Here is a 24,477-nt window from a genome sequence, read left to right as displayed (position 1 = left end):
GTCCTTTAATAATTGTCCAGAAACACACGTTCAGGATGGGGGTGGCTTAAAAAATCGTGATGCGAAATGTGCCAGCCATAGGCTCCGGCCAGGAGGAAGACGACACAATCACCTGCCCGCAGACGTTCGACATGAACATCGCGTGCGAGCGTGTCCTTGGGGGTACATAGCTCGCCACAAAGCGTGACCGGGGCATCATGTACTGCCGGGCGCGAAAACGGATAAGGCCAGCTATCGCGCGCCAGCACCATGAAGGGATGATTGTGCTGCCAGGAAACCGGCAGCCGGAAATGGTGCGAGCCGCCGCGCAATATAGCGAAGTGTTTGTTGTAACTGGTTTTTATGTCAGTGACTTCGCTCATGTAATAGCCGCAGTCTGCGGCGAGAAAGCGCCCGCACTCGAAGACGATCTGAAAACGGGGCTGCCGTGCTGCGATGAGCGCTGACAGCCCGGCGCAGAAGCTGTTCCAATCAAAAGGTGCATTCGGATTCGCGTAATTCACACCAATGCCGCCGCCGACATTGAGCCAGTCAAACGCCAATCCGTAACGGCGTTGCCATGCCTCTGCAAGGTCAAAGTAATGTTGCATCAGGGCAAGATGAGTGCACGCATCCAGGTTGTTGGAAATTGCATGGATGTGCAGACCCTTGAGGCGGATGCCGGGCAGCGTCGGGATGAGCTCGAACAGGGCGGGGATCTGCGTTTCGTCGATGCCAAATTGCGTGGCTTGACCGCCCATTCGCAACGTTGCCTGCTGCGGCACGAATGCAGGGTTGACGCGCAGCAGGATATCCGCCACTTGATTGCGGGATCGGGCAATCCAGTCGAGACGCCGCAGCTGGTGTTCACTTTCCACATGAGTCAGCATGATCCGCTGGTCAAGAGCGCCTTCCAGTTCGGCATCGCTCTTGCCCGGACCGCCGAATACGATCGGGATTGAGTCGTCCACGGCACGCGCTCGATGAATTTCACCGAGCGACGCCACTTCGAAGCCGTCGACATGACCCGCCAATGCTTTCAGTACCGGCTCGTCGCTGTTCGCTTTGATGGCGTAAAAAAGCTTGCACTGCGGAGGCAGGCTTTGACGCAGGCTATCCGCGCGCGCGCGCAGATGCACAAGATCGTAAAGATAGGCACAGATGGGCTGTGTGCGGGATTGGGTTCTGCCCTCCAGATAATTGCGCAGGTGTTGCAGACTCATTGCCCGTCAACCCTTGTCCGATACTCGCCCAGATGAGCCGCCATCGCACGGCATACAATGCCGCGGTCATCCCCAAGGATGAACATGCGAACCTCATCCTGATACCAGCACGCCAGGTCGCCGGGTGCGCGCGGCAGCGCACAGAACATCTTGTCGTGACGACGTGCGGCCTCGCGAATACGCGACACTGCCGCCCGTACGTCGGGATGGCGCGTCTGCCAGGGCAGGCCAAGCGACTGCGACAGATCCGCCGCCCCCTCAAGCAGCATATCCACCCCTTCTACTGCCGCGATCTCATCGGCACACTCGAGACCCTCAAGGTCTTCGATCATCATGACCACCAGCGTCTGTTCCCGTGCAGCATTCATTGAGGCCACGAGATCGTTGAATCCATAGCGGCTATGCCAAGTGGCGTTCAGCCCCCGCCCGCCAGGCGGCGCAAAATGACAAAGACGTACTGCATCCCGCGCCGCCTGCACCGAACGAATACGCGGAAATACGATGCCTTCCGCGCCGGCGTCAAGTGCCTGCAATGCTTGATAATCGGCTGCCACGCGCACCAGGGGCGCGATGCCGCTCGCCCTCGCTGCCAGCAGCATGGCTGCCAGTTGTCCGGCGTTAATGAGGGTATGTTCCAGGTCAATCACGACGAAGTCATATCCAGCTGCAGCGATCAGCTCTACACTCAGCGCCGCAGGAGTTGAGCAGAACAGGCCGTAAACCGTATCGTTGTTCTCTAAACGGCGTTTCAGATACACAATGGTTCCTCGATCTGCGCCAATGGATTGGGCGCACGCCGCGTCCGCAGCCGGATTTCTGTCTGGAAACGCCGGCTGGCAAGTAACTCGATCCCTACCTCGCTGGCAAAGCAATCGAACAGCAGGTAACGCGCTGCGCTTTGGGGATTGCGTCCTTGATGTGCATGCAACACCTCGCCCGTGATCTGCCAGAACCGTTTTTCCTCTACGCCGTAGTGGCACAGAAACAGCCATGCCAATTCCGCCAGGCTGACAAAAAAAAGCGCGTCGAAAGTAAAATCTCGCAGCTCGTCGGCACTTTCGGTTTCCAGGAAGGAATTGGGGTTGATCTGCGAGTGCTCGGGTGGCGGCATCGCGAGGACAGGTGCCGGGCCGGATAGCAGTGCTTTGCTGAAGCGCACCCCATCGTGAAAGTCCTTGAGCGCCACGCGTGCCGGCAAGCCGTCTTCCAGGAGCAAAATCATGTTCTGGGCGTGCGACTCCAATGCGGTCCCATGCTCCCAAAGTAGGTGCAGCACGGGCAGGTATGCCCGTTCCACCAGCCTTCTTAGCCATTGTTCGGGACCATGGCGCCGGATCCATGGATTAATGAGGGGCCTTCCGTCGATGTCGATATGCGTTACGGCGGTCATCGGCACTGCCCTTTCCTTCGCGTGTATATAGGTATGCACGCTTTCCCGCCAGATGCAGGACAATGCCCCATACTGACCGTAGGCCGGGGCGAGCGGCGTAAAACTCACCCCAGCCACTTCGCGCAGCAGTACAGGGCGAACCAGCGGAGGGGACCAGTCGGTGCGTGCTGCCAGGCTATGCAGCCAGTCGCTGATGACTGGCGCGTTCTGGACAGTGTGCGGCGCCAGTACGCGCGAGGTGGAAGTGTTAACGAGATTCATTGAAAGCTTGAGCGACAGCCGATTACGATCGCTCAGATTACTCAGTGTACGGATCGATTGCTGCGGCAGATATCGATCGGTCATCAGGCCAACTGTCAGGAGATCGCCCCGGGCCAGGGCTTGGTGGTAACCGGGCAGAACAACCTCATCCCATTGCCAGGGGTGAATCGGCAGCGGTAAATAATCATCCGGCCTCAAATCGCGCCGCGCCAGTTCATCGCAAAAATCCTGCCAGCCGCTCTCGCCCAGCAACTCGCAACCGCTTCCCTCCTTGGGATTCAATGTGCCGCTGATCGCCCAGCGGCAACGGTCGCGCCGTACCGCCAGCAGCAGCGGCGTCACGGAGTTTGCGATCTCGGGCGCGTAAGCGGCGTTGTCGTCCAGCGTAAAGCCCAGCCTCGACTTAAAGGAGGGATGGTAGAGATGGCCATCGGTTAACCTTGCTTCCAATATGTCGTAGCCGGCACCGCGCAATAACTTGCCGCCCTGCGCATTCAGTGTTTGCGCATGCTTGATCTGGGTTGCCAGCAGTTCGGATGCAAACTGGCCGAGCCGGGTCTCATCGGCAACTATCCAGGGGGCGATTTCCGCCAGGAATAGCGCGGGATCGGTAGCTTCATGCGTGATGCCGCTGTCAATGCGCAACAGCGGCGCCGTAATGCGCACACGGCCAAAGCTGATGGTTCGCCGCGCCTGGCATTGATAACTGACCGGGATGTTGTCTGCACGCAGGCCGGGTAAAGTCAATGTTTCTTCATACCAGGTGCAATGCGGCACGGCGCCCTCGAACAAGAGCGCCTCCAGGAGTTGCCGCAGCACGCGGCGGCTAGCCTGGCGATAGGCAGGGCTATTAACGAGGTTCTGATAATCAGCAGGGCGCACAGGTTTACAGGGAGATCATTGGATTGGGTATTTCCACCCATAGCGGAGATTCGCCGTGCTGATAGAAGCTGCTGAGCATGTTCGCTTTAGCCGGCAACGTCGGTTGCACGAGCAAATGCTGTACCAGCGAGTCATCGGATGCTGCGTTCAGCATCGTAGCGGTGTCTTGCCACAACATCGCCTCGGTGGTCAGTCCAGTACGAGCCAGGCATGCGATCACATGGCCTATATGATTGACCAGAACGTAATACTGGAAGCGATGCCAGGCCTGGCCGTCGTCATAAAGTGCGGGACTATCGTCAGGCAGGCGATCGAGAAAGGGGAAGCGCGCGCGGCTGATACTGGCCCCCTCCATGTCTCGCGCGTAGCCGCGCACTGGCCAGCCATGACGAAAAGCTACCAGCGTGTTCTGCAGGTGAGCTTCCATGCTGACGCCATATTCCAGAAATAGGTGCAGCAATGGCAGCAGCGTGACGCCGAGATAGCATTCCCACCACTTTCGAACCAGTTGCTCGCTGAGCGGCTGTCCTTCAGCGGAAAACCGCAACAGCGCGAGCAGTGGAATTTCCCCCTCAGCGGGCTCCTCGAGCACCGCTACGACCGTCTGCACATGCTCGGCCTCGGTTGCCGGCATCGCTAGCCGGTAGACCACCGCGCAGGCTGCGCGTAGCGCTTCGTCCGGCAACTTCAGCGTCTGGCTGGCCAGTTCCGGCAGGATGCCGAATGCCGGTTGTTCGAGCGTATGCCGGGGAAGAAAAGATAGCGCCAGACTGGCATCCAGCGCACGCCTCACCTGGTCGGAGGGGTTGTTCCGTATGAAATTGGTGATGCGGAGATTGAGCGAAAGCTTGAGGAACAGATTCTGCTGCGGCAGCCATACCGTGCGCACCGAAGAAGTGGGCCACGCCACCTCACCCAGTGGCCCAAGCGAAATCAACATGCCACTTTTTATCAGTGCGCCGATTTCCGGCAGACCCAGCAGATAATCAGCCTGCCAGGGATGACACGGCAATACCCGGTAATTGCCGTCGGCAAGCAGATCCCGGGCGAACAGCGCCACTCCCGGGTCAATGGATGGATGCTCGCCGTTTATGACGCGTGTCTCCAGCATGTCCGCCGCCACTGCAAAGTAATGCAGGCGAAACGAGGCGCCCAGTTCCGGGGAATAACGTTGCATATCTTCGTCGCTGCAGCCTTCCGCAGCCTTGGAGGTAACATGAAAAATGTGCCCGAAGCGCAAGCCCTGCTCGGCATCGAGGAAAGGGGATCTCCCCATGGCGGGACGATGCTGATGAAAGCGGCGAACCTGGGCTACGCTGTTGTGCATCAGTGTTTTCAGGCGATGCCCACTGCGGTGCGCTATTTCCGAAGGCTGGTTGCTGGTTGCTGCAAGCGTGTCGGCGATCAGGTCAATCAGTAGCGTTGCATCGCTTGTCAGGGGCCGCCAATCGCCGTGTTTTCCAATCCACGCGAATTGCGCCACGCGGTGATAACCGATTGGTGAGAAATAGGAAAATGCGCCGGCCAACTGATACCCGGTCTGTGTAAATGGCACAAGATATGGGATCAGTCCGGCGGTTCGCCAGGCTTTAATATATGAATGAAGCTCAAGTGGCCCCGCTTCGTCCGTTGCGAGACGTGGGTCGAAACGACCGGTTTCCCGGCAATAGGTATTAAGATATTGTTCCAGCAGGCGCCGCTCTATCGGCGCCAGTTCCAGCAGATGGGAAGACATGGGAATCATTGCTCCAGCTCGACGAAAGAAACCTCTGCAGCAGGATTGCTGAGAACCAGCAGCCCGCTGGCGACGAACAGAAGGACAATCGGCCAGATGAGCCCAACGGGCGGCAGCACCGGCAGCAGAAGCATGATGAGCAGCGGACCCAGCAGCTGGCCGACGACCATGAAGCTCCTGCTTGATCCCGTCACATGACCATATTCCGAAATAGGCCATTGACGGCTGCAAGCCAGCAGTACCGACTGCATCAAGGCGGCGTAACAAGCGCCCTGGCCTATCCGCAGCAGGGCTACCAGCCAGATATGATCGACAGCCGCCAGCAAAGCGACCGATAGCGCGCAACCCATTGCGGCATAGGTGAAGTGGCGCCGGGGAGCCCCCTGATCGTTCAGTTGGCCCCACACCGGGCCGGCCAGCATAGTCGCGAGCCAACCCAGCGCGTGCAGCAATCCGATCCTGCTTGCCATCGTGTCCATGGCAGGGAAATGCGCGGCCAGATAAAGCGGAAAGACATTGACGAAGGCAAATGCGGCGGCCTGTACCAGGCATGCGGCGAGCATCCAGTTGCGCAGGGCGCCATGAGTCAGCACGGTATGCAAGCCACCGAAGAGCGCACCGCGAACCGGTATCGCTTTCTCGGGTTCGCGGAGCTGACTCCATAACACACCCCCCGCAACGCCGGTCAGGACGGCACTGGCGATCAGCAATGGTTTAAGCGACCAGTAGTCCAGCATCACGCCGCCAAGCACCGGGCCCGCCAGCGCACCGCACGCGATGGCGCTTTCCTGCAAACCTAGCGAACGACCCCGTGAGGCGTCGTCGCTGACATATCCGATGAAGGCGGTAAGCACCACGCCAATGGTGCTTATACCCTGCAGCAGGCGCCCCAGCATGAAGCCATGGATACCCGGGCTCAATGCCATCAGCAGCATGCTGGCAACGAACAGGGTCAGCGATACCAGCAGGAGGCGGCGATAGCCAAAACGGTCGCACCATTTGCCAACATGGGACGCAAAGCACAATGTACCCAGTGCCGGCGCCGCCAGGGCAAGACTGCTCCACTCCGCTGCTTCCGCACCCACCTGCGCCAGCGTCGTAACATACAACGGCATGATTGGCACAAAAACCATCAATCCAAGCGTAGTAATGGCCTGGCACGCCAGCAGCAGCGTGAGGTTATGCGGACGCGACATCACCGCGCGTGGCTCCCGATGGCCTTGGGACTGGGTGGGCTTGCGGTTGATAAGGGATTGGCTATACGCCCCATGGCGCTTGGCATGCCTGTGCCGAAACGCGTGACGCCAAGCAGCGGTGCAAGCAGCTGCTTGAAGGGCCACTGATCTTCTTTCAGCAAGAGATCTTTCGTCTGACTGCCAATCTCGCCAGGCAGCGGTATGCATGCCAGGCATGTCTCGAGCATGTTACGGACGATGCGCCACCCATGCGCTTCATCCCGCTCATAGTACGAGGCCAACGCAGCGAGAATGGCATATAAATTAACCTCTATGGCGAGCGTCTGCAGGTAGGCCAGTAATTCCGCGGGGGTGCTCAGCTCGAGCGTATTGGGCGTATTGCGGTCGACTATATACTCCGGTACCGCCACGCCCCGGGCTTCCATCAGGGGACGGCAGACGCGCAGCGTATCGTGATCGCGCAGGATCAGCGCGGCGATCCGCCGGTCCCTGGAACAAGGGCGCTCGAAAGCCAGCAGTACGTTTTGTGCGTGCAGTTCCGGCATGACCCCTTGCGCGAAGCAGCGCAGCCCCAACTCAAGCAGGGCCCGGGCAATATCACCGAATAAACCCCAGGCAGCCTCCTGATCCGCGAGACCGGTCAGGTAATTGAATGCCGGCAGTTCGCCGTCGGCGGCGACAACCGGCAACGCCGCCATCGGGATCAGGGTTGCGCCGGGCAGCGCGGGATAGCGCCGGATCATGCAGGACAGCTCACCGGGTTCGGATACCAGCGCATCGCCCTGGCTTAACGCCCACCACTGGCTTTCGTCGCATAACAGCAGGTTGGCCGCAAGCCAGCCGTCACGTTGACGCAACGATTCCAGGCACGCGCTTGCCAGTATGGCGTTATGCAGATAGCGCGGCGGCAAAGCGCGTATTGCACCGAGTGTGTGAACGGAGAGGGAGAGCTTGAGATGCGTACCGGACCGTTCCTCGATAGCGAGCGAGCGGAGCGAGGCGGTCGAAGTCCCCGCTCCGGGGCCGATGCCCAGGTCGATGCATCCAGTTATACTTGAAGGAGCCGACCGGTTGAGCCAGGCCCATTGCCATGGATGGACGGGCAACCATAACCAGCCCGCGCTATCGGCATGAAGGGTTCGCGCAATATTCGCCAGCACATCCTGTTGCGCGCGGTCGAGCAGGAGACCGGCCGGGGGCTGACCGGTCAATGCGGTTCCCAGCGCCCTATCCCGCGGGACCGCAACCCATCGAAGCGGAAGCGGCGCCATCGTTTCGGTGGCATAGGGAGAGCCATCGCTTCCGTTCCAATCCTTGGCGCGGGCCAGGGGATGAAATGGCCGGTCTTTCAGGCAGCTTAGCGCCTCCCAGGATAGCAGATCATCGGGAGCCGCCATGAGGCGTTCCACGATTCTGTGCTCATGCATCGCCGCGAACATCGCCTGGCCGCATGCAAGATGGAAGAGCCGCGCGAAACGCCCTGTCGTATTGCCCCACCAGTTTGCCGTTTGCAATGTCTCGCCGATCATGCCGAGCTCAAGCTTTGCCCTATGCGTGCCGGTACGCAAATCCGCGCGCGCGCTCGACACCCGGAATGGCCGCAAACCTTCGGCTTTCCGCCCCCGCCAATGCAGCGACCGCATGCCGCCAAGCGCGATTTCCAGCATCGTTTCGCCGCCGGCCAGCGGATACATCGTGCACTGCGCGCGAAAGCCATACAGGTCTTCCAGCCAAAGCGCATCAAACAAGTCCTGGGCCATCCGGTTCGCATAGGGATGAGGCGGCATGATCTGCATGGGTCAACCGTATAACGGCAGCTGCGTGCCTATGCCACGCGCCTGCGCCAGGCGGAAAAAATGGCGGGCGCAAATGATGTCATCGATGGCCATGCCCATGGGGCTAAGTAAAATGATTTCTTCATCGTTCTCGCGGCCGGGCCTATCGCCGACCACAATTTCTCCAAGCTCCGCATGCAGCTGGTCGCGGCTGAAACGTCCTTCCATCACCAGTTGATTGATGATCTTTTTCTCGCGGTTGGATTGGTCCCAGTCGTCCACCACGACCTTGTCAACCTTTTCATAAACATCCTTATGAACATCCATGATGGATATATTGCTGATGAAAACGCCTGTTTTGAGCCATTCGTAAGCCAGATAAGGCGAGTCGGTCACCGTGCAGGTCACTACCACGTCAGCCGCACGCACTGCGGATTCCGCCGAGCCAGTGTTGATAAAACCTACCTCTGGATAGCTTTCCGCCAATATGCCGGCCAGGGTGTCGGCGGCACCGTCGGACAAATCAAACAGATGAATACGCGCGATAGCCGGAAACTGTTCAAGCAGCGTCTGCATTTGCATACGCGCAATCGGACCGCAACCAATACAGGCCACGTCGGTAAAGTCCGCGCGTGCCAGATGCCGGGTGGCGACGGCAGTAATAGCCGCAGTGCGCATGCCACTGATCAGTCCACCCTCTAATATCGCGATCGGATAGTTGGTTTGCGTATCATTCAGCACAATGACCGCGCTGGCGCGCTCGAGACCAAAGCGAACTGGATTATGCTGGCGGCTGCCTACCCATTTCAGACCTGCAACCGGCTGCTCGCCGCCCAAATAGCACGGCATGGCGATAATACGGTCGGCGATGTGATCGGCACCAGACCAGCGCAGGTAGGGTTTGAGCGGTTGCACGTAATCGCCACGAGCATGCGATGTCAAGCCATCGACTATTGCATCGACATAGGGTTGGGAATGGCTGCCACCCAGTGCGCTTAAGTCGCTGCGGCTAAGATAGAGCAAGGTGGGTGAGGAAGTTGAAGTACTCATACTGTTTGTGCAAGAGGCGTGTCGGTAAATTGCTTCGATATGCGGGCGAAGTGGCGCTCCTTCATGCGTAATAGCCACTGGTCGTTGTACACCGTATCCAGATAACGTTCGCCACGGTCCGGCAGGATCGTCAGAAAGCGCGCAGGCTTCAGCAAATGGGCAGAAAAGCGCTGGATAGCGGCGATCACAGAGCCGGACGAACCGCCAGCGAAGATCCCTTCATGTTTTACTAATTGCCGGCAGGCTATAGCGGATTCATAGTCGTCAACGTGTATGACCTGGCCCAGTTCATCACGCTTTAATAATTCGGGTACGCGGCTTGCGCCAAGCCCGGGCAGTTCGCGGACGGCTGGCTGAGTACCGAACAACACTGAGCCAAACGCATCTACAGGGATGACTTTCAGGCCCGGCCATGCCTCGCGCAGACGCCGCGTAATGCCATGGATGGTGCCGGAGGTGCTGACACCCAACACCAGATAGTCGACAGGCTGGTCCAGATCGCGCAGTATTTCCTCTCCCTCGCCGTTGTAATGGCTTTGCCAATTACGCTCATTGGCATATTGATTTGTCCATACGGCGTCGGGTTGCTCGCGCAGCATGTGCTTGACCCGCTCGATGCGGGTTTCCAGATAACCGCCCTGCCGGTCCCTCTCGGTAACGAGCTCAATATTGCCGCCGTAACATTGAATAATCTGGCAATTAACCGGCGAGAGCTTGGGATCGACCACCGCCGTGAAACGCAGTCCGCGCATGCGGCAAACCATAGCCAGTGCGATGGCAAAATTGCCGGAGGAGCTTTCGATGATATGCGACTTGGGACTTATGGAACCATCCGCCAATCCCCGCTCGATAATGTAGTGCGCGGGCCGGTCTTTAATGCTGCCGCCAGGATTGAACATCTCCAGCTTTGCCAATACCTCACATCGTGACTCGCCAAACAAACGGGAGAGGCTAACAATAGGGGTCTTGCCTATGCCATCAAGAATACTGTGAAGGATCATTTTGGTCCCTTGGGTAATAGTAATAATAATGATAATGAAACTGATAACTATTCTTATAAATATGTCCAATCTTCCGGCAGAAAAATGACCTGAAATGAGATTCACGTCCAGAATTAAGACTGGGGCACAGCGCTGCTACAGTAATGTTCTTACATTTTTCATAGCCAATAATCCCCGATAAGGGGGTAAAAATTGGCTGGCTTGCCCAGAACGGGCGGGCGGGCTAATGAACCGTGGGGAGAACCCAATCGCAACGAATATACTTACATCTCAATATCGTCATTTTGCAAGATTTAAGTCAACGGACATGTTTCATTCCATGACACTTGCGCTTATCGGTTTGACGTGGACAATATGAGATAATTTTTGGGGTTATTAATGATAATGATTCTTATTATATATAATCGGCGGCGAAAAGCAAGCCTTTTTCGGCCGCTGCGTAAGGTCGCAGAATCGCAACGACAGAGCAAAGAGGGGGCGAAGGAGATTCCCATCGGGCTCGCGCAAAAGCTGCTTGTAAATTGTAGCTTCGCTCCCAATGGGCCTAATTGACGCGCTGTCGGCCGCTCGCTCGCTGAGTTGCCGTTTCCACCCAGTAATCTGGTTGGGATGCACTTCAAATCGCTGTGCCAGTTCGGCCAGCGTCTTGTCTCCCGCCAAGGACGCTAACGCTACTTTTGCTTTGAACGCTACGTTTTCCAAAATCCTGGGGTGGCGGAATCGCTGACCACCCCCTGTCCGCCAGAATTACCAGATCAAAGCCCGACAGATGGAAATACGCCAACAACACGGTTTAGACTTAACCGACCATCCGTAAAAATAGCATAAAACCCCTTCGAACGGCATGTGTGGGATCGATTCGTAAAAGGCTCACTCACGCTCGGTTTTCAAGATCTTCCCGCTGGTGTCCAATTCGATCTCGAGCTTCTTTCCTTCTGTTCTGATCTCTACCTCATAACCGGTAACTGTTCCATCGGGCTTCATCACCTTCTCCGCCTCCTTGATGGTAGCCTTGGGATACGCCTTGGAAATGGCTTCAACCACCGGTTGGGGTAGTGTCTTGGCATCGATAGTTTCTTCTGTTTGGAGGAGTACTCCGTCGGCGCCATACAGGAATTCATATTCCTTGCCGTGTTCCTTGTACTCTGCCTCGTAGGCCTTTTTGCCTTCGAAGGTCTCTTCTTCGAACTTCACCCCTTTGGCGTTCGGATGGGCTTTTTCAAAAGCCTCGATCACCGCTTTGGGGACCTCGTGCTTGCTCAGGGCTTTCTCCTCCGCATTCGCTTGCCCAACTGTTGCCATGAAGGCAGCGAAAATAGTGGTAATCAAATAGTAGGGTTTCATAAATCCTCCGTTGGAAAATTAGTGAACGTGGACATAAACCAATGGATCCACTTAATGATGTCTACGCTGATTTGCAGGATTGTCAATAGGCCTATCGGTTGGGTTAGACGAGAATATTGTTCGAGCATTCTTTTTCTTACCGCCAGAGATGCTGTGTGCTGCCGGGTAAAAGGGCTTTGCTTCACATGGCATTCTCGATCCATGGGGGCAACGTCATTCCCGATTTATAAGCACGTTCAAGCGCCTGAAGGACACCAGCAGCGCCAGGTCATAGGCAATCTTCAAAGCTCCGCAGGCGACCAGCGGGGCGCTCAGCAACCCGGCCGCCAACAAAGCGCCGGCCAAGGTCGGGCTCGCCGCTGACGCGAGGCTGCGTGGTACCGCGGTAAAGCTCGCAGCGGCGGTGCGCTCCGCCGGAGTGACCACAGCCATCACATAGGCAGTGCGTGTTGGCACATCCATCTGCGATAGCGCACTGCGTACGAACAGCAGAGTCAGCGCGACCTCGACGCTTGGAGCAAGTGAAGCAAAAATGAGGCACACGTTGGCCGGGATGTGTGTAAACACCATTGTATTGAGCAACCCAACTTTACGTGCCACGGCTGGCGCGGCAAGCTGCGATCCGGCCGACAATAGTCCAGTCCAGAAGAAGAATGCTCCCGCCTGCGCGAGTGACAGCCCGAAGCGCTCAAAGAGCCAGAGCGTCAGGAGCGAGTTCACCACCAGCCCACCGGCAAACGCATCGACGCTGAACAAGGCCGCGAGCCTGAGCACGATGCCACGCGATGGGCCTAACGGCGCCGGCGGGGAGGCGGTCCGAGCGTCGACCGTCGGCAGGGTCCGGTATAGCAGCCAGACTGATCCGCCGATGAGACCGTAAAGCACGAACATGGCGCGCAGGCCATCGAGGAATGAGAGACCCGTCCATGCCGCCAGCCACGGCGGGATTCCAGCGACCAGAGCGCCAACGGCGGCGCTCAGCGAGCCTATGAGCGAATAGCGAGCAAACACCACGGTGCTCGCATCCCCACTGGCTGCCTGTGCCAGATGGGCATGCTCGAGCGGCAGGAACACGCTCACGTCGCCCGAACTCGGGTTGAGCGTTCCCACAAACGCAATCACGAGCAGCGGCCAAAACGACGAAATGCCCGCGAAGCTGAGGCCGGTGACAGCCATCAGCAAGGCAGCGGATAGCAGCAACCGGCGCTGTGACCACCGGTGGCCCACCGCGCCTACCGCGAGTGTCGCCAAGGCCGACCCGGCGAGGGTCGCCGTACTCAGGTAGCCGACATCGAGCTGCCCGAATCCCAGCGCCAGCAGGTAAGCGGGCAAAAGCACCGCGACATAGCCGTCGGCAAAAGCACGCAACGCGCGTCCCACTAGCACCGGGAGAACCGCTTCGATCGCCGCCCCTGGAGGCACGAGTAGCCGGGCAATCTTATTTCTCGCGCTTGACTTCACTAATTTACCCCTCCCTGTGATTTGTCACCCGCCGTCAAGAATTCTGAACAAATTCTTGTGGAGCGCTTAATTAGCACTGATAGCTAGTCACTCGCCTCAGCACCCAGCTACACATTGTGGCAACTCATCCTCTACATGCTGCGGCTTGGCGCCTTGGGATTCGGCGGCCCGGTAGCGTTGGTGGGATACATGCATCGTGACCTGGTGGAGGATCGCAAGTGGATTACCGAAGCCGATTACAAGGAGGGGCTGGCGCTCGCGCAGCTTGCACCAGGGCCGCTTGCGGCGCAACTCGGCATTTACATGGGATATGTGCATTACCGCATCCTCGGTGCCACGCTGGTCGGCCTTGCGTTTGTTATCCCATCGTTCTTCATGGTTCTGGCAGCCTATAATGAAGTGATTTCACCCCGTACTCTTTCCTCCAGGAGGTACCTAATGCCGCATTCTGTTATCCTACAATATTCCATATTGGTTGCTGCGCTGATCTTTGGTTCGGCAGATGCGCATGCAGCTCACACACCAATCACTCTGGATACTGCCAAGATTGAACAAATCACAGGCCTGAAAGGCAACTTATCTCGAGAAGAAGATGTCTTCAAAGTCTCCAAGCCGCGTACCGACGTAAAAATTCAAGTTGATAAATGGGAAATGCCATCCTTCAAGGGGCTAACTTCATGGGCTGCTTTTACCCCTGCTCAGGATGGACAAGTGCTGATGATGGGCGACACCGTACTATTCGAGGATGAAGTTAATCCGGTTATGAGTGCAGCGTTTGATGCGGGATTGGAAGTCACCGCCTTGCATAACCATTTTTTCTTTGATGAACCGAAAGTATATTTCATGCATATAGGGGGCATGGGCCGTGCTGCGGACCTCGCTACAGGCGTAAAAAAGATTTATGACAAAATAGCCGAAATTCGCGCTGCACATCCCATACCCTCGTCCGGGTTTTCTAAGACAATCCCGAAGGAAAGCAAGATTTCCGCAGCGCCTTTAGAGACGATCCTGGGTATGAAAGGAATATCAAAAGACGGCATGTTTAAAGTTACGGTCGGTCGCCCCGCCACCATGCATGGCGTGCCAGTCGGAAAAGAAATGGGGGTAAATACATGGGCAGCGTTTGCGGGTACAGATAGCCAGGCAGTCGTGGGTGGTGACTTCGCAATGCTCGCAGATGAAATGCAGCCTGTTTTAAAAACAATGCGAGCGGGTGGCATCAACATCGTCGCGATTCATCAACACATGACCCATGATCAGCCACATTATTTGTTTATGCATTATTGGGGCAAAGGCAATGCGCAAGAATTGGCAAAAACGATTAAAAAGGCATTGGACGTGCAAACTGCCGTGCGTCAATAAACTGTAGTCGTTCAGATTTAGAGCTGACAAACGATGTCAGATTCGAACTGCCGCTCAGCGCCAAACTAATCAGTCAAGCCAATAACCCTGCAACAAACTATCCATGGCCTATATTGATTAATCACACCCAGATTTGACCGCCAAGGAACGTGACGGGCGGAGCTGCCGGATGATCTGTCACGGTTGCTGCCCCAGATATGATCGGACACCTGTTCGATGTATCCCAATTGGTTGCTGCCGAAATTAAACACAGGAGAAACCAGTCATGCCAATCACGACCGAGTCGACCGAGTCCACAACGTTTACCTGCGACCTGCTCGGGCGCCACGTGTGCAACACCTTTGACGAAGCGCTTATCCCCGTTGATCCGAATGCCCGTGCCACTGCCTAACGCTTTGCGGCAGTGGTCCAACCGTCAAGCTGGCTAAAGTGAAATAAGGCTGCGTTCGACACACAAAGTGAAACGAGGTCAGTATGAAACTGAAAGTGCTCACAATTCTAGGGCTATTTGTAGCCACGAACGCATTTGCTGAAACTATCGACTTCGATCAGGAAAAACCTGGCGCACTTCCTCAGGGATGGCTCGCGGGAGTGACTGGCAAAGGTCAACCAAAATGGGCGATAGAATCTGACCCAACAGCTCCCAGCAAGCCAAATGTTCTAAGACAATTCGGCGAAGGACGTTTTTCCTGGTGCGTGAAAAAGGATGTCAGCCTCGCCGACGGAACTGTTGAAGTGAAATTCAAATCGATCTCAGGGAAAGAAGACTAGGCGGGAGGACTCATTTGGCGATGGAAAGATGGGGACAACTATTACGTTGCGAGAGCCAACGCCCTTGAGAACAATATCTCTCTCTATTACACGGAAGTGTGGGAGCCTGAAAATGCTCAAGCATGTGGATGCACCGGTTTCCCCAAACGCGTGGCACACCTTGAAAGTGACTTTTTCGGGAAAGCACATCATGATCGCTCTTGACGGGAATACATATATTGACCTCGAATGACGATCACATCTCCGGTAGCGGTGCCGTGGGGGTCTGGACCAAGGCAGATAGTGTTACGGCGTTTGATGATTTCAGCTACTCATCAAGATTATGATGGCAGGGCATTTCGTGCCGCTTTCCACCTTTTTCGTATAAACGTATCCAAGTGCGCCGCCCCTGCACATAGACATCCTCGACTTTTATTTGAAGTGCCGCACCAACTCGGGAAAAGGTATAAACCATCAAACCAATCAAGGCGCGATCGCGCAAACCGACGAGCGTGCTGGTATCAATAGTCGAGGAGGGCACGTGCTTCATCTGCAGCCAGAACCAGTGTCTTTCCTTTTCTGACTGAATGCTTGGGTCCGCGCACAAAACTCGCGGGATTTGTGGCAAGAATTTGACCCACCACCAGCCAATCGAACAGCATCCGGATCGCGGCCAAATGTTGCTTTACGGTTTACGGAAGGGGCGGATAACCGCTGCCACAGAATCTCGATATAGGCCGCTACGTGCACTGGCTCAATGTCACTTAGTTCGGTCAGCCCGTTAACTTCGCACCAGGCCGCAAATTCTCCTACCGCCCAGGGGTACGCCTTACGAGTGTTGGGATTACGGATATTGGCTGTAAAGAACTCGATGAAACGCTTGCTGGCATCTGCAGTCGGGGCGAACAATGCCGGCAAGGATACCGAACTTTGAAGCGAAGAGAGCAGGATCTGGGACATTAACGATCCTCCCGGGCATACCAAAGCCGAAGGATATAAATTAGCTTTTCAGTAACTTCATAACGCAACTCGTAATCATCCACAATGACACGTCGCACATCGCGCGGCGCAAACTCTTCAAGGGATACTCCAAGCTGAGGATAGGTCAGAAGCTGCTCTGCGCCTGCAACCATCCTTTTTTATCGCTACCATTGAGAGATCTTTGTATCACTTAGTAATACCTTTGATCGGCTTTATTGTCCATACCTGCTTTGACCTTCCCGTGGAGTGTCATCTGGGCGGCATGAGTCCCGAAGCGTTTGAACGCGCTTCGTTATGAGGCCACGGAATGTCTGCCGTTCCCGGGGAAGTCCTATAATCGACGACGTCGATTACTCCTTCCATTAATCGCGTGCAGAAATCGGAATAAATTCCCGATCCTCCGGCCCGATATAATTCGCCGACGGCCGGATAATCTTGTTGTCCAGGCGTTGCTCGATAATATGCGCAGCCCAGCCGCTGGTGCGGGCAATCGCAAACAACGGAGTGAACATGGCCGTCGGCACCCCCAGCATGTGATAGCTCACGGCGGAGAACCAGTCGAGGTTGGGGAACATTTTCTTGATATCCCACATCACCGTTTCCAGTCTTGCAGCAACATCAAACATTTTCATGTCATCCGCCTCTGCCGAGAGTCTGCTCGCCACCTCCCGGATGATCCGGTTGCGCGGGTCGCCGACGGTGTAAACCGGATGGCCGAATCCGATGATGATTTCCTTGTTCGCCACACGGCGGCGAATGTCGGCTTCGGCTTCATCCGGATTATCGTAGCGCTTCTGGATATCGAACGCGGCTTCATTGGCGCCGCCATGCTTCGGTCCGCGGAGTGCGCCGATCGCGCCGGTAATGGCGGAATAGAAATCCGAGCCGGTTCCGGCAATCACGCGCGCGGTAAAAGTCGAAGCATTGAATTCATGCTCGGCATACAGCACCAGCGAGGTATGCATTGCCTTCGCCCAGTTCCGCGGCGGCGGCTTGCCGTGCAGCAAGCGCAAAAAATTTCCACCGATTGAATCATCATCGGTTGCCACGTCAATCCGGCGATTATTATGAGAATAGTGATACCAGTAAAGCAGCATGGGTCCTAAGCAGGCGAGCAAACGGTCAGCCAGGTCGCGCGCGCCTTCAACGGAATGAGTTTCCGCTTCCGGCAACATCGTGCCCAGCGCGGAAACACCGGTACGCATGACGTCCATCGGGTGAGCCGTTGCGGGAATCGCTTCCAGCACGGTTTTAAGGTTGGCCGGAAGATCGCGCAGGCTTCCCAGCTTTTCTTTGTATGCAGTCAGTTCAGCCAGCGTGGGCAGCTTCTCATGCACCAGCAGATAGGCGATTTCCTCAAATTCACAAGTATCGGCCACGTCCAGAATGTCGTAGCCGCGATAATGCAGATCGTTGCCGCTTCTGCCAACGCTGCAGATCGCGGTATTGCCCGCCACTACGCCTGACAGCATGACGGATTTCTTGCCTTTCGCGCCGGGATTCTGGATGACTTCACTCATTTTCGGATTTTTTGAAAGATTCGAGAAACAAACTATTCAGCTTCTCTTCGTAGGCATGGTAATCGAGAAACTCGTAGAGCTCAGCCCGGGTCTGCATGGTATCGATCACATTTTTCTGCGAGCCCTCCTGGCGTATGGTCCGGTACACATTAAGGGCAGCGGCGTTCATCGCCCGAAATGCGGACAGCGGGTAAAGCACCAGGGAAACGTTCGCGCCGGCCAGTTCCTCGATTGTAAAAAGAGGCGTTAAACCGAATTCGGTGATGTTAGCCAGGATCGGAACCTGCACTGCTGCCGCGAACTGCCGGTAAATATCCAGTTCAGTGACGGCTTCGGGAAAAACCATATCGGCGCCCGCCTCCACATATAAACTTACGCGGTCTATGGCGGCTTGCAGTCCTTCGACCGCCAGCGCATCTGTCCGCGCCATCACAACAAAATCAGGATCGGTTCTGGCATCCACAGCGGCCTTGATGCGATCTACCATTTCCTCTTGGCTGACAATGGCTTTACCCGGACGGTGACCGCAGCGTTTGGCCTGCACCTGATCCTCGAGATGCATCGCCGCTGCTCCGGATTTGATCAGCGATTTCACCGTGCGAGCGATATTAAAGGCACTGCTTCCAAAGCCGGTGTCCGCATCCACCAGTAATGGCAGATCAGTGATATCCGTGATACGGCGCACATCTGTCAACACATCATCGAGCGTCGAAATCGCGAGATCGGGAAGACCCAGGGAACCTGCCGCCACCCCAGCGCCGGAAAGATAAATCGCTCTGAAGCCGGTACGATCCGCCATGCGTGCGGCATACGCGTTGACACAGCCCGCCACTTGCAGAGGCTTCTCGGCGGCAATTGCGGCACGGAAACGGAAACCGGCGGAGGCGATCATGGAAGCGGCAAAATATTAAACCGTCGAGTACAGTTATCCAAGCAGATGTTTGACAGAGTCCCGCTCTTCCACCAATTCCCCGTAGGTCGCCTGCATTTTCGCTTGGCTGAATTCGCTTATCTCCAGGTCAGGGACGATTCGGTAGACCCCATCCCGGCAGGTTACCGGATAGCCGTAGATAACGCCCTCGGGAATGCCATAGCTGCCATCCGATGGTATTCCCATGGATATCCAGTCATTTTCCCGCGTACCCAAAACCCAGTCACGAACATGATTGATGGCGGCATTCGCCGCGCTGGCGGCACTTGACGAGCCGCGCGCTTCGATTACCACTGCACCGCGTTTTTGTACGGTGGGGATGAAATAGTCTTCTATCCATGCAGGATCGTTGATAAGAAGGGAGATTTTGTTGCCGTCAGTCTCGGCATGATTCAGGTCGGGATATTGTGTAGCGGAGTGATTACCCCAGATGATTACTTTTCTGATGCTGGAAACCGGTTGCCCGACTTTAGCGGCAATTTGCGACAGGGCGCGATTGTGGTCCAGCCGCATCATTGCCGAGAAGTTTTCCGGCTTCAGGCCGGGAGCGTTTTTCATCGCGATGTAAGCATTGGTATTGGCGGGATTGCCCACTATCAGAACCTTGACATCACGGCGGGCTACTTCATCCAGTGCCCTGCCCTGGGTGGTAAATATCGCCCCATTCGCTTCCAGCAGGTCTTTACGCTCCATGCCCTTGCCGCGTGGACGGGCGCCCACCAGCATCGCGATGCTAATGTCACGGAAAGCGGTGTTGGGATCATCCGTGGCGATTACGCCAGCCAGTAGCGGGAATGCGCAGTCCTCCAGTTCCATCATTACTCCCTTGAGCGAAGGCAGCAACCTGGGTATGTCGAGCAATTGCAGAAAAACAGGCTGATCGTTGCCAAGCATGTCGCCTGCGGCGATGCGAAACAGCAAACTGTAGCCGATCTGGCCGGCGGCGCCCGTGACGGCGATACGAATGGGGGGCTTCATTCTTGCGCTCCTGTAGGAAACTGCCGGTACAAGAAATTTTCCGAGTTAATTTCCCATGCGCCCGGCACGATTGTCGAAGAATGAGCAAAAATCAGAACACGACAATCACCCGCAGGCAATTCGATTCCGACCTAACCCATCCCAAACGTGATACTCAACGCGACGCAGAAGATCCCTTTAACCCGGATGTTTCATAAATTCGCTTGGTGATCGCGCAGAGTTTTTGTTTTGCAAGGAGATTTTTTGAAAAGGCGTACTTATTCATACGCCCATTGAACAAAATTTCCATACGAAACGAAAAACCAGCGAGGACGCGCGTCAATTCATGAAACATCCGGGTTAGTATATGCCCAACGCACCGGACTATAAAAACATTCCACCCTGCTGTCAATTTAGGCAACAATCAAAGTTCGTCCTGAACTGAAATCCAGCCTTAAACCGTATTTATAGTAGGGTTTACTTGCAGGCATACTCATATTGTATCGCTCAGTATAACGGTCTACACTAAGTCGGTGGATGATGAGCGCGGCGTCTTGGAAGCAAAAAAATTGCAAAGAATACGTCCCAAGTTTCTTAATCTGATGGAAATCAGGCAGCCGCTTCCGGCTGTGATTTCTGTTCTGCACCGCATAAGCGGCGCGCTACTATTTTTCCCGGGAATCCCTCTCCTCCTTTACGGCCTGGAGATGACGCTGAGCTCTCCTCAAGGCTACGCCCAATTCCAGTCTCTCCTGGCCAGTTCTTTGTCCAAAGGCGCGCTGACACTCTTCCTGTGGTTCTTCCTGCATCATCTCTGCGCGGGTATTCGTTTTCTCGCGCTGGATCTGCATTATGGCGGGGAGCTGGAGCAAGCGCGTTTAACCAGCAAGATGGTGCTGGCCGCGGGCATCATTCTCACCTTGCTGATCTCGCCGTTGATATGGTGAAGCGTATCGTCACCGGTGCCCATTACGGTCTGCGGGACTGGCTGGCACAGCGCGTGACCGCCGTAGTGATGGTCGTCTTTGTCCTGTGTCTGGCCATTGCACTGCTGATTTCGCCGCCACATGATTACGCCATGTGGAAATCGCTGCTCAGTGGCCGATGGATGCGTATTGCCTCTTTCCTGTTTCTTGTCAGTCTGTTCTGGCATGCCTGGGTCGGCATGCGTAATATCCTGATGGACTATGTCCACGCCACCGGCATGCGCCTGACGTTGCAGATACTGGTCATATTATCCCTGTTATTTTATACCGTCTGGTCCGCAGAAATCCTGTGGGCTCTGGAGTTGGCATGGCGATAGCCAAGAGAAAATTCGATGCGGTGATCGTCGGCGCCGGGGGTGCGGGCATGCGCGCCGCTTTGCAGCTATCGGAAGCGGGACTCAAGGTGGCGGTATTGTCCAAGGTATTTCCTACCCGATCCCACACGGTGGCCGCGCAGGGCGGCATTGCCGCAGCACTCGGAAATGTCACCGAGGATAACTGGCACTGGCACATGTACGACACGGTGAAAGGATCCGATTATCTCGGCGACCAGGATGCCATCGAATTCATGTGCCGCCAGGCGAGCGAGGTGGTGTATGAATTGGAGCATTATGGCATGCCGTTCGATCGGCTGGAGAACGGCAAAATTTACCAGCGTCCCTTCGGCGGCCAATCGCAGAACTTTGGCGGCGCGCAGGCAACGCGCTCGTGTGCGGCGGCGGATCGCACCGGTCACGCGATGCTGCACACGCTATACCAACGCAACGTGCGCGCCAACACTCAATTTTTTGTCGAATGGATGGGATTGGATCTGATCCGGGATGAAGACGGCGAAGTGTGCGGTATAACGGCACTGGACATGGAAACCGGCGAAGTCATGGCGCTGCAGGCACGAGCCACGCTGTTCGCCACCGGCGGCGGCGCGCGCATATTCCAAGCCAGCACCAATGCATTCATCAATACCGGCGATGGTCTGGGCATGGCGGCACGGGCCGGTATACCTCTGGAAGATATGGAATTCTGGCAATTCCATCCTACCGGCGTGTATGGAGTCGGCGTACTCATCAGCGAGGCGGTGCGCGGCGAAGGCGGCTACCTGCTCAACAAGGATGGCGAGCGCTTCATGGAACGCTACGCGCCCCACGCCAAGGATCTGGCCAGCCGTGATGTCGTATCGCGCGCCCTGACCACGGAAATCAAGGAAGGACGCGGATGTGGCAGGGATGCCGACCATCTGCTGCTGAAGCTCGATCATCTGGGCGCGGACGTGATCAAGACACGGCTGCCGGGCATTCGTGAAATTGCCATGAAATTTGCGCACGCCGACCCCATCCATGATCCGATTCCGGTGGCGCCTACCGCGCACTACATGATGGGAGGCATCCCCACCAATTACTACGGGCAGGTGGTGGCGCCCTACAAAACCGGGCCTGAGGAAGTGGTGCAAGGTTTTTATGCGGTAGGCGAATGCGCTTGCGTTTCCGTGCATGGCGGCAATCGCCTGGGAACCAATTCACTGCTCGATATCGTGGTGTTCGGGCGAGCGGCGGGCAACCAGATTATCGAAGAGCTGAAAAAGAATCCTCATCACAAGCAATTACCGGCGGATGCCACCGATCAATCACTGGCCCGGCTGGCTCGGCTGGATGGCCAGAAGGATGGCGAAAGCGTGGCGCAAGTGGGTGATGCGTTACGTAAAACCATGCAGGCGCACTGCGGCGTGTTCCGTTTCGCGGAAATGCTCAAGCAGGGTGTGTCAAAAATTGAAGAAGTGGCGGAACGGGCCAGGCACACCGGGATCAAGGATAAGAGCAGAGTCTTCAATACCGCCCGCGTGGAAGCACTGGAACTCGACAACCTTGTGGAAGTGGCGGTGGCCACCATGGTGTCGGCCGAAGCGCGCACCGAAAGCCGCGGTGCCCATGCCCGTGACGATTTTCCAGCGCGGGACGACGACAAGTGGCTCAAGCACACTTTATTTTTTAGCGGAGGACGGCGGCTGGACTACAAGCCGGTCCGGTTGAAACCGTTGACGGTGGAATCGTTCCCGCCCAAGGCGAGGACATATTAACGGGAAGATCTCATATTAATGAGAAAATCTTCAGTCAGGAATATATAGAATCCAAAAGCCGGATATATCGGCACGCGCCAGACACGGGGGAAAAAAGGAATGCAAGCTATCGAGCCATGTGTTGCTGTGATTTTCGGGGCAAGCGGAGATTTGGCGCGGCGTAAATTGATCCCCGCGCTGTTCCGGCTTGAAGCCGCCGGGCGGTTGCCGGAAAAAATGGCGATACTTGGGTGTAGCCTGGAGCCATGGACCAGCGAGCAGTGGATCTCGGAAGTCGTCAGCATGCTCCGCTCCAAATTTACCACAGGGCTCGACGAACAGGCACTCGAGCGTTTTCGTACACGCCTGCATTACCATCCCAATCCTCCAGGCAGCAGCGATGCCTATCTGAAATTAAAGAAAATATTGGAAGAGACGCCGGGATTCCCCCCTAACACCATATTTTATATGGCGGTGCGTCCGTCGGCGTTTCCTGCAATCATCGACAAACTGGGCGTGATAGGCTTGCTCCAGCAGGAAAAGGGCTGGTGCCGCGTGGTAATCGAAAAACCTTTCGGTTACGACTTGTTAAGTGCGCAAACCCTTCAGGGTAGCCTGTACCGCCACTTGAACGAGCCGCAAATTTACCGGATCGACCACTATCTCGGTAAAGGCACGGTGCAGAACGTGATGGTATTCCGCTTCGCCAATATATTGCTGGAACCATTGTGGAACAATCATTATATTGATCACGTGCAGATCACCCATTCCGAAACCCTGGGTGTTGACGGACGCGCCGATTACTATGAGGGAGCGGGTGCGCTGCGGGATATGATACAGAGCCATTTGCTCCAACTGCTCGCTTTGGTGGCGATGGAGCCGCCGGTATCATTGGCCGCCGAGCACTTGCGGGACGAGAAGGTAAAAGTACTGAAGGCGATACGGCCCATCACGCAAAATTCGGTGCATGCCCATGCGTTTCGCGGTCAATACACCAGCGGCATGATCGGTGGCAAGGCCGTTCCGGGGTATCTGGATGAGGCGGGCGTGGCACCGGATAGTTCCACCGAAACCTATGCGGCGCTGAAACTGTTTATCGACAACTGGCGCTGGGCGGGTGTGCCCTTCTATCTGCATACCGGCAAGCGCATGGCGGAAAATAGTTCGGCAATCTGCATCCGCTTCAAAAACCCGCCCCAGGACTTGCTGCGGCATGCGCATCGCGAATCGCCGCATCCGAACTGGATCATGCTGGGCATTCAGCCCAACGACTGCCTGAAAATGGAAATTCAAGTCAAGGTGCCGGGACTGGACTTGCATACACGCACCCTCAGCCTAGACGCGACCTATCGCAAGGCCAGCGAAGAGGATTATGACGCCTACGAAGGATTGCTGCTGGATGTGATGCAAGGCGACCATTCACTGTTTCTGCGCATCGATGAAGTGGAATGGGCCTGGCGCGCCGTGGATCCCATTATCAAGGTATGGGCAATGGAACGCGATTTTATCAATGGCTATCAGGCCGGTACCTGGGGGCCGCGCGGTACCTATCGCCTGTTTGATGGTGACGGCCAGTTCTGGCGTCATTCCCTGGATCCGGAAGGCGCTGATTTGCAGGCATATTGATCACCGTTTCATAAATT

General features: G+C 56.2%; 23 protein-coding genes and 1 pseudogene. 7 read left to right on the top strand and 17 right to left on the bottom strand.

The annotated features are described in order from the left end of the window. Positions 1–5: 5 nt before the first annotated feature. From EBAPG3_RS06505 to EBAPG3_RS06455, 11 genes and pseudogenes are all read right to left on the bottom strand, one after another. Positions 6–1,202 (bottom strand): type III PLP-dependent enzyme, encoded by a 1,197-nt coding sequence (locus EBAPG3_RS06505; protein ID WP_085921945.1) that lies wholly within the window; start codon positions 1,200–1,202, stop codon positions 6–8. Continuing rightward, positions 1,199–1,960 carry an HpcH/HpaI aldolase family protein gene (locus tag EBAPG3_RS06500; RefSeq protein ID WP_004177840.1) on the bottom strand — a complete coding sequence of 254 codons (762 nt, stop codon included), beginning with the start codon at positions 1,958–1,960 and terminating at the stop codon, positions 1,199–1,201. The genes EBAPG3_RS06505 and EBAPG3_RS06500 overlap by 4 nt, the downstream gene beginning before the upstream one ends. Continuing rightward, positions 1,951–3,735: an IucA/IucC family protein gene (locus EBAPG3_RS06495; RefSeq protein WP_040852240.1), complete on the bottom strand. Its 1,785-nt coding sequence runs from the start codon at positions 3,733–3,735 to the stop codon at positions 1,951–1,953. Before EBAPG3_RS06495 ends, EBAPG3_RS06500 begins: the two co-directional genes overlap by 10 nt. A gap of 4 nt (positions 3,736–3,739) precedes the next feature. Next, a complete protein-coding gene (locus EBAPG3_RS06490) occupies positions 3,740–5,470 on the bottom strand; it encodes an IucA/IucC family protein (RefSeq protein ID WP_004177836.1) in 1,731 nt (576 codons plus the stop codon). Positions 5,471–5,475: 5 nt separating this feature from the next. Continuing rightward, complete coding sequence (locus tag EBAPG3_RS06485; RefSeq protein WP_335582686.1) at positions 5,476–6,669, bottom strand: MFS transporter; 1,194 nt, start codon at positions 6,667–6,669, stop codon at positions 5,476–5,478. After that, positions 6,666–8,462, bottom strand: coding sequence for a siderophore biosynthesis protein (locus tag EBAPG3_RS06480; protein WP_004177832.1), 1,797 nt, complete (start codon positions 8,460–8,462; stop codon positions 6,666–6,668). Before EBAPG3_RS06480 ends, EBAPG3_RS06485 begins: the two co-directional genes overlap by 4 nt. A gap of 3 nt (positions 8,463–8,465) precedes the next feature. Next, a complete protein-coding gene (gene sbnB / locus EBAPG3_RS06475; protein WP_004177831.1) occupies positions 8,466–9,491 on the bottom strand; it encodes a 2,3-diaminopropionate biosynthesis protein SbnB in 1,026 nt (341 codons plus the stop codon). Next, positions 9,488–10,492 carry a 2,3-diaminopropionate biosynthesis protein SbnA gene (gene sbnA / locus EBAPG3_RS06470; RefSeq protein WP_051049003.1) on the bottom strand — a complete coding sequence of 335 codons (1,005 nt, stop codon included), beginning with the start codon at positions 10,490–10,492 and terminating at the stop codon, positions 9,488–9,490. The genes sbnB and sbnA overlap by 4 nt, the downstream gene beginning before the upstream one ends. A gap of 561 nt (positions 10,493–11,053) precedes the next feature. After that, positions 11,054–11,197: pseudogene (locus EBAPG3_RS06465) on the bottom strand (transposase); the annotation flags it as partial. A 165-nt stretch (positions 11,198–11,362) separates the two neighbouring features. After that, on the bottom strand, positions 11,363–11,836 hold the full coding sequence (locus EBAPG3_RS06460; protein WP_004177828.1) for a PepSY-like domain-containing protein: 474 nt from the start codon (positions 11,834–11,836) through the stop codon (positions 11,363–11,365). Positions 11,837–12,049: 213 nt separating this feature from the next. Further along, positions 12,050–13,216 (bottom strand): MFS transporter, encoded by a 1,167-nt coding sequence (locus tag EBAPG3_RS06455; protein ID WP_227869278.1) that lies wholly within the window; start codon positions 13,214–13,216, stop codon positions 12,050–12,052. 195 nt (positions 13,217–13,411) lie between these two features. Between EBAPG3_RS06455 and EBAPG3_RS06445 the strand changes: the two genes are divergently transcribed. The 3 genes from EBAPG3_RS06445 (at position 13,412) to EBAPG3_RS15390 (ending at position 15,430) form a co-directional block, all read left to right on the top strand. Continuing rightward, positions 13,412–14,659 (top strand): DUF1259 domain-containing protein, encoded by a 1,248-nt coding sequence (locus tag EBAPG3_RS06445; RefSeq protein ID WP_227869277.1) that lies wholly within the window; start codon positions 13,412–13,414, stop codon positions 14,657–14,659. 265 nt (positions 14,660–14,924) lie between these two features. After that, positions 14,925–15,050: a hypothetical protein gene (locus EBAPG3_RS15555; protein WP_257789917.1), complete on the top strand. Its 126-nt coding sequence runs from the start codon at positions 14,925–14,927 to the stop codon at positions 15,048–15,050. An 83-nt stretch (positions 15,051–15,133) separates the two neighbouring features. Further along, positions 15,134–15,430 (top strand): hypothetical protein, encoded by a 297-nt coding sequence (locus EBAPG3_RS15390; RefSeq protein ID WP_004177823.1) that lies wholly within the window; start codon positions 15,134–15,136, stop codon positions 15,428–15,430. A gap of 307 nt (positions 15,431–15,737) precedes the next feature. Here EBAPG3_RS15390 and EBAPG3_RS15310 read toward each other — a convergent pair whose 3' ends face one another. The 6 genes from EBAPG3_RS15310 to EBAPG3_RS06415 form a co-directional block, all read right to left on the bottom strand. After that, positions 15,738–15,959: a tyrosine-type recombinase/integrase gene (locus EBAPG3_RS15310; protein ID WP_051049000.1), complete on the bottom strand. Its 222-nt coding sequence runs from the start codon at positions 15,957–15,959 to the stop codon at positions 15,738–15,740. Further along, entirely contained in the window at positions 15,956–16,369 is a 414-nt protein-coding gene (locus EBAPG3_RS15305; protein WP_051048998.1) for a hypothetical protein, read from the bottom strand. Before EBAPG3_RS15305 ends, EBAPG3_RS15310 begins: the two co-directional genes overlap by 4 nt. Beyond that, positions 16,369–16,542, bottom strand: a complete 174-nt coding sequence (locus EBAPG3_RS06430; RefSeq protein ID WP_004177815.1) for a type II toxin-antitoxin system RelE/ParE family toxin — start codon at positions 16,540–16,542, stop codon at positions 16,369–16,371. The genes EBAPG3_RS15305 and EBAPG3_RS06430 overlap by 1 nt, the downstream gene beginning before the upstream one ends. 210 nt (positions 16,543–16,752) lie before the next feature. Then, positions 16,753–17,910, bottom strand: coding sequence for a bifunctional 2-methylcitrate synthase/citrate synthase (prpC, locus tag EBAPG3_RS06425; protein WP_004177814.1), 1,158 nt, complete (start codon positions 17,908–17,910; stop codon positions 16,753–16,755). Continuing rightward, a complete protein-coding gene (prpB, locus tag EBAPG3_RS06420; protein ID WP_004177813.1) occupies positions 17,903–18,802 on the bottom strand; it encodes a methylisocitrate lyase in 900 nt (299 codons plus the stop codon). Before prpB ends, prpC begins: the two co-directional genes overlap by 8 nt. Positions 18,803–18,835: 33 nt before the next feature. Next, complete coding sequence (locus EBAPG3_RS06415; protein WP_004177811.1) at positions 18,836–19,819, bottom strand: malate dehydrogenase; 984 nt, start codon at positions 19,817–19,819, stop codon at positions 18,836–18,838. Between the two features lie 512 nt (positions 19,820–20,331). On the opposite strand from EBAPG3_RS06415, the gene sdhC reads away from it, so the two are divergent. From sdhC to zwf, 4 genes are all read left to right on the top strand, one after another. Further along, positions 20,332–20,745, top strand: coding sequence for a succinate dehydrogenase, cytochrome b556 subunit (gene sdhC, locus EBAPG3_RS06405; protein WP_004177804.1), 414 nt, complete (start codon positions 20,332–20,334; stop codon positions 20,743–20,745). Then, the gene (sdhD, locus tag EBAPG3_RS06400; RefSeq protein ID WP_004177803.1) at positions 20,739–21,101 is read left to right on the top strand and encodes a succinate dehydrogenase, hydrophobic membrane anchor protein; all 363 of its coding nucleotides are present in this window, start codon (positions 20,739–20,741) and stop codon (positions 21,099–21,101) included. The genes sdhC and sdhD overlap by 7 nt, the downstream gene beginning before the upstream one ends. Continuing rightward, on the top strand, positions 21,092–22,855 hold the full coding sequence (sdhA, locus tag EBAPG3_RS06395) for a succinate dehydrogenase flavoprotein subunit (protein ID WP_004177802.1): 1,764 nt from the start codon (positions 21,092–21,094) through the stop codon (positions 22,853–22,855). Before sdhD ends, sdhA begins: the two co-directional genes overlap by 10 nt. A gap of 99 nt (positions 22,856–22,954) precedes the next feature. Further along, on the top strand, positions 22,955–24,460 hold the full coding sequence (gene zwf / locus EBAPG3_RS06390; protein WP_004177801.1) for a glucose-6-phosphate dehydrogenase: 1,506 nt from the start codon (positions 22,955–22,957) through the stop codon (positions 24,458–24,460). Positions 24,461–24,477 lie beyond the last annotated feature (17 nt).

Origin of the sequence: Nitrosospira lacus (assembly GCF_000355765.4) — a bacterium.
Lineage (GTDB): Bacteria > Pseudomonadota > Gammaproteobacteria > Burkholderiales > Nitrosomonadaceae > Nitrosospira > Nitrosospira lacus.
Note: the sequence above shows the minus strand (reverse complement) of the source record. Positions and strands in the feature narration are given on the sequence as shown.

What these genes read in the sequence shown, in the direction of transcription:
- sdhD (WP_004177803.1), top strand. Translation starts at nt 20,739, where the DNA reads ATGGTGAAGCGTATCGTCACCGGTGCCCATTACGGTCTGCGGGACTGG.
- EBAPG3_RS15390 (WP_004177823.1), top strand. Translation starts at nt 15,134, where the DNA reads ATGAAACTGAAAGTGCTCACAATTCTAGGGCTATTTGTAGCCACGAAC.
- sbnA (WP_051049003.1), bottom strand. Translation starts at nt 10,492, where the DNA reads ATGATCCTTCACAGTATTCTTGATGGCATAGGCAAGACCCCTATTGTT.
- prpB (WP_004177813.1), bottom strand. Translation starts at nt 18,802, where the DNA reads ATGATCGCCTCCGCCGGTTTCCGTTTCCGTGCCGCAATTGCCGCCGAG.
- EBAPG3_RS06490 (WP_004177836.1), bottom strand. Translation starts at nt 5,470, where the DNA reads ATGTCTTCCCATCTGCTGGAACTGGCGCCGATAGAGCGGCGCCTGCTG.
- EBAPG3_RS06430 (WP_004177815.1), bottom strand. Translation starts at nt 16,542, where the DNA reads ATGGTTGCAGGCGCAGAGCAGCTTCTGACCTATCCTCAGCTTGGAGTA.
- EBAPG3_RS06460 (WP_004177828.1), bottom strand. Translation starts at nt 11,836, where the DNA reads ATGAAACCCTACTATTTGATTACCACTATTTTCGCTGCCTTCATGGCA.
- zwf (WP_004177801.1), top strand. Translation starts at nt 22,955, where the DNA reads ATGCAAGCTATCGAGCCATGTGTTGCTGTGATTTTCGGGGCAAGCGGA.
- sbnB (WP_004177831.1), bottom strand. Translation starts at nt 9,491, where the DNA reads ATGAGTACTTCAACTTCCTCACCCACCTTGCTCTATCTTAGCCGCAGC.
- EBAPG3_RS15555 (WP_257789917.1), top strand. Translation starts at nt 14,925, where the DNA reads ATGCCAATCACGACCGAGTCGACCGAGTCCACAACGTTTACCTGCGAC.
- EBAPG3_RS15305 (WP_051048998.1), bottom strand. Translation starts at nt 16,369, where the DNA reads ATGTCCCAGATCCTGCTCTCTTCGCTTCAAAGTTCGGTATCCTTGCCG.
- sdhA (WP_004177802.1), top strand. Translation starts at nt 21,092, where the DNA reads ATGGCGATAGCCAAGAGAAAATTCGATGCGGTGATCGTCGGCGCCGGG.
- EBAPG3_RS06480 (WP_004177832.1), bottom strand. Translation starts at nt 8,462, where the DNA reads ATGCAGATCATGCCGCCTCATCCCTATGCGAACCGGATGGCCCAGGAC.
- EBAPG3_RS06415 (WP_004177811.1), bottom strand. Translation starts at nt 19,819, where the DNA reads ATGAAGCCCCCCATTCGTATCGCCGTCACGGGCGCCGCCGGCCAGATC.
- EBAPG3_RS06505 (WP_085921945.1), bottom strand. Translation starts at nt 1,202, where the DNA reads ATGAGTCTGCAACACCTGCGCAATTATCTGGAGGGCAGAACCCAATCC.
- EBAPG3_RS15310 (WP_051049000.1), bottom strand. Translation starts at nt 15,959, where the DNA reads ATGAAGCACGTGCCCTCCTCGACTATTGATACCAGCACGCTCGTCGGT.
- prpC (WP_004177814.1), bottom strand. Translation starts at nt 17,910, where the DNA reads ATGAGTGAAGTCATCCAGAATCCCGGCGCGAAAGGCAAGAAATCCGTC.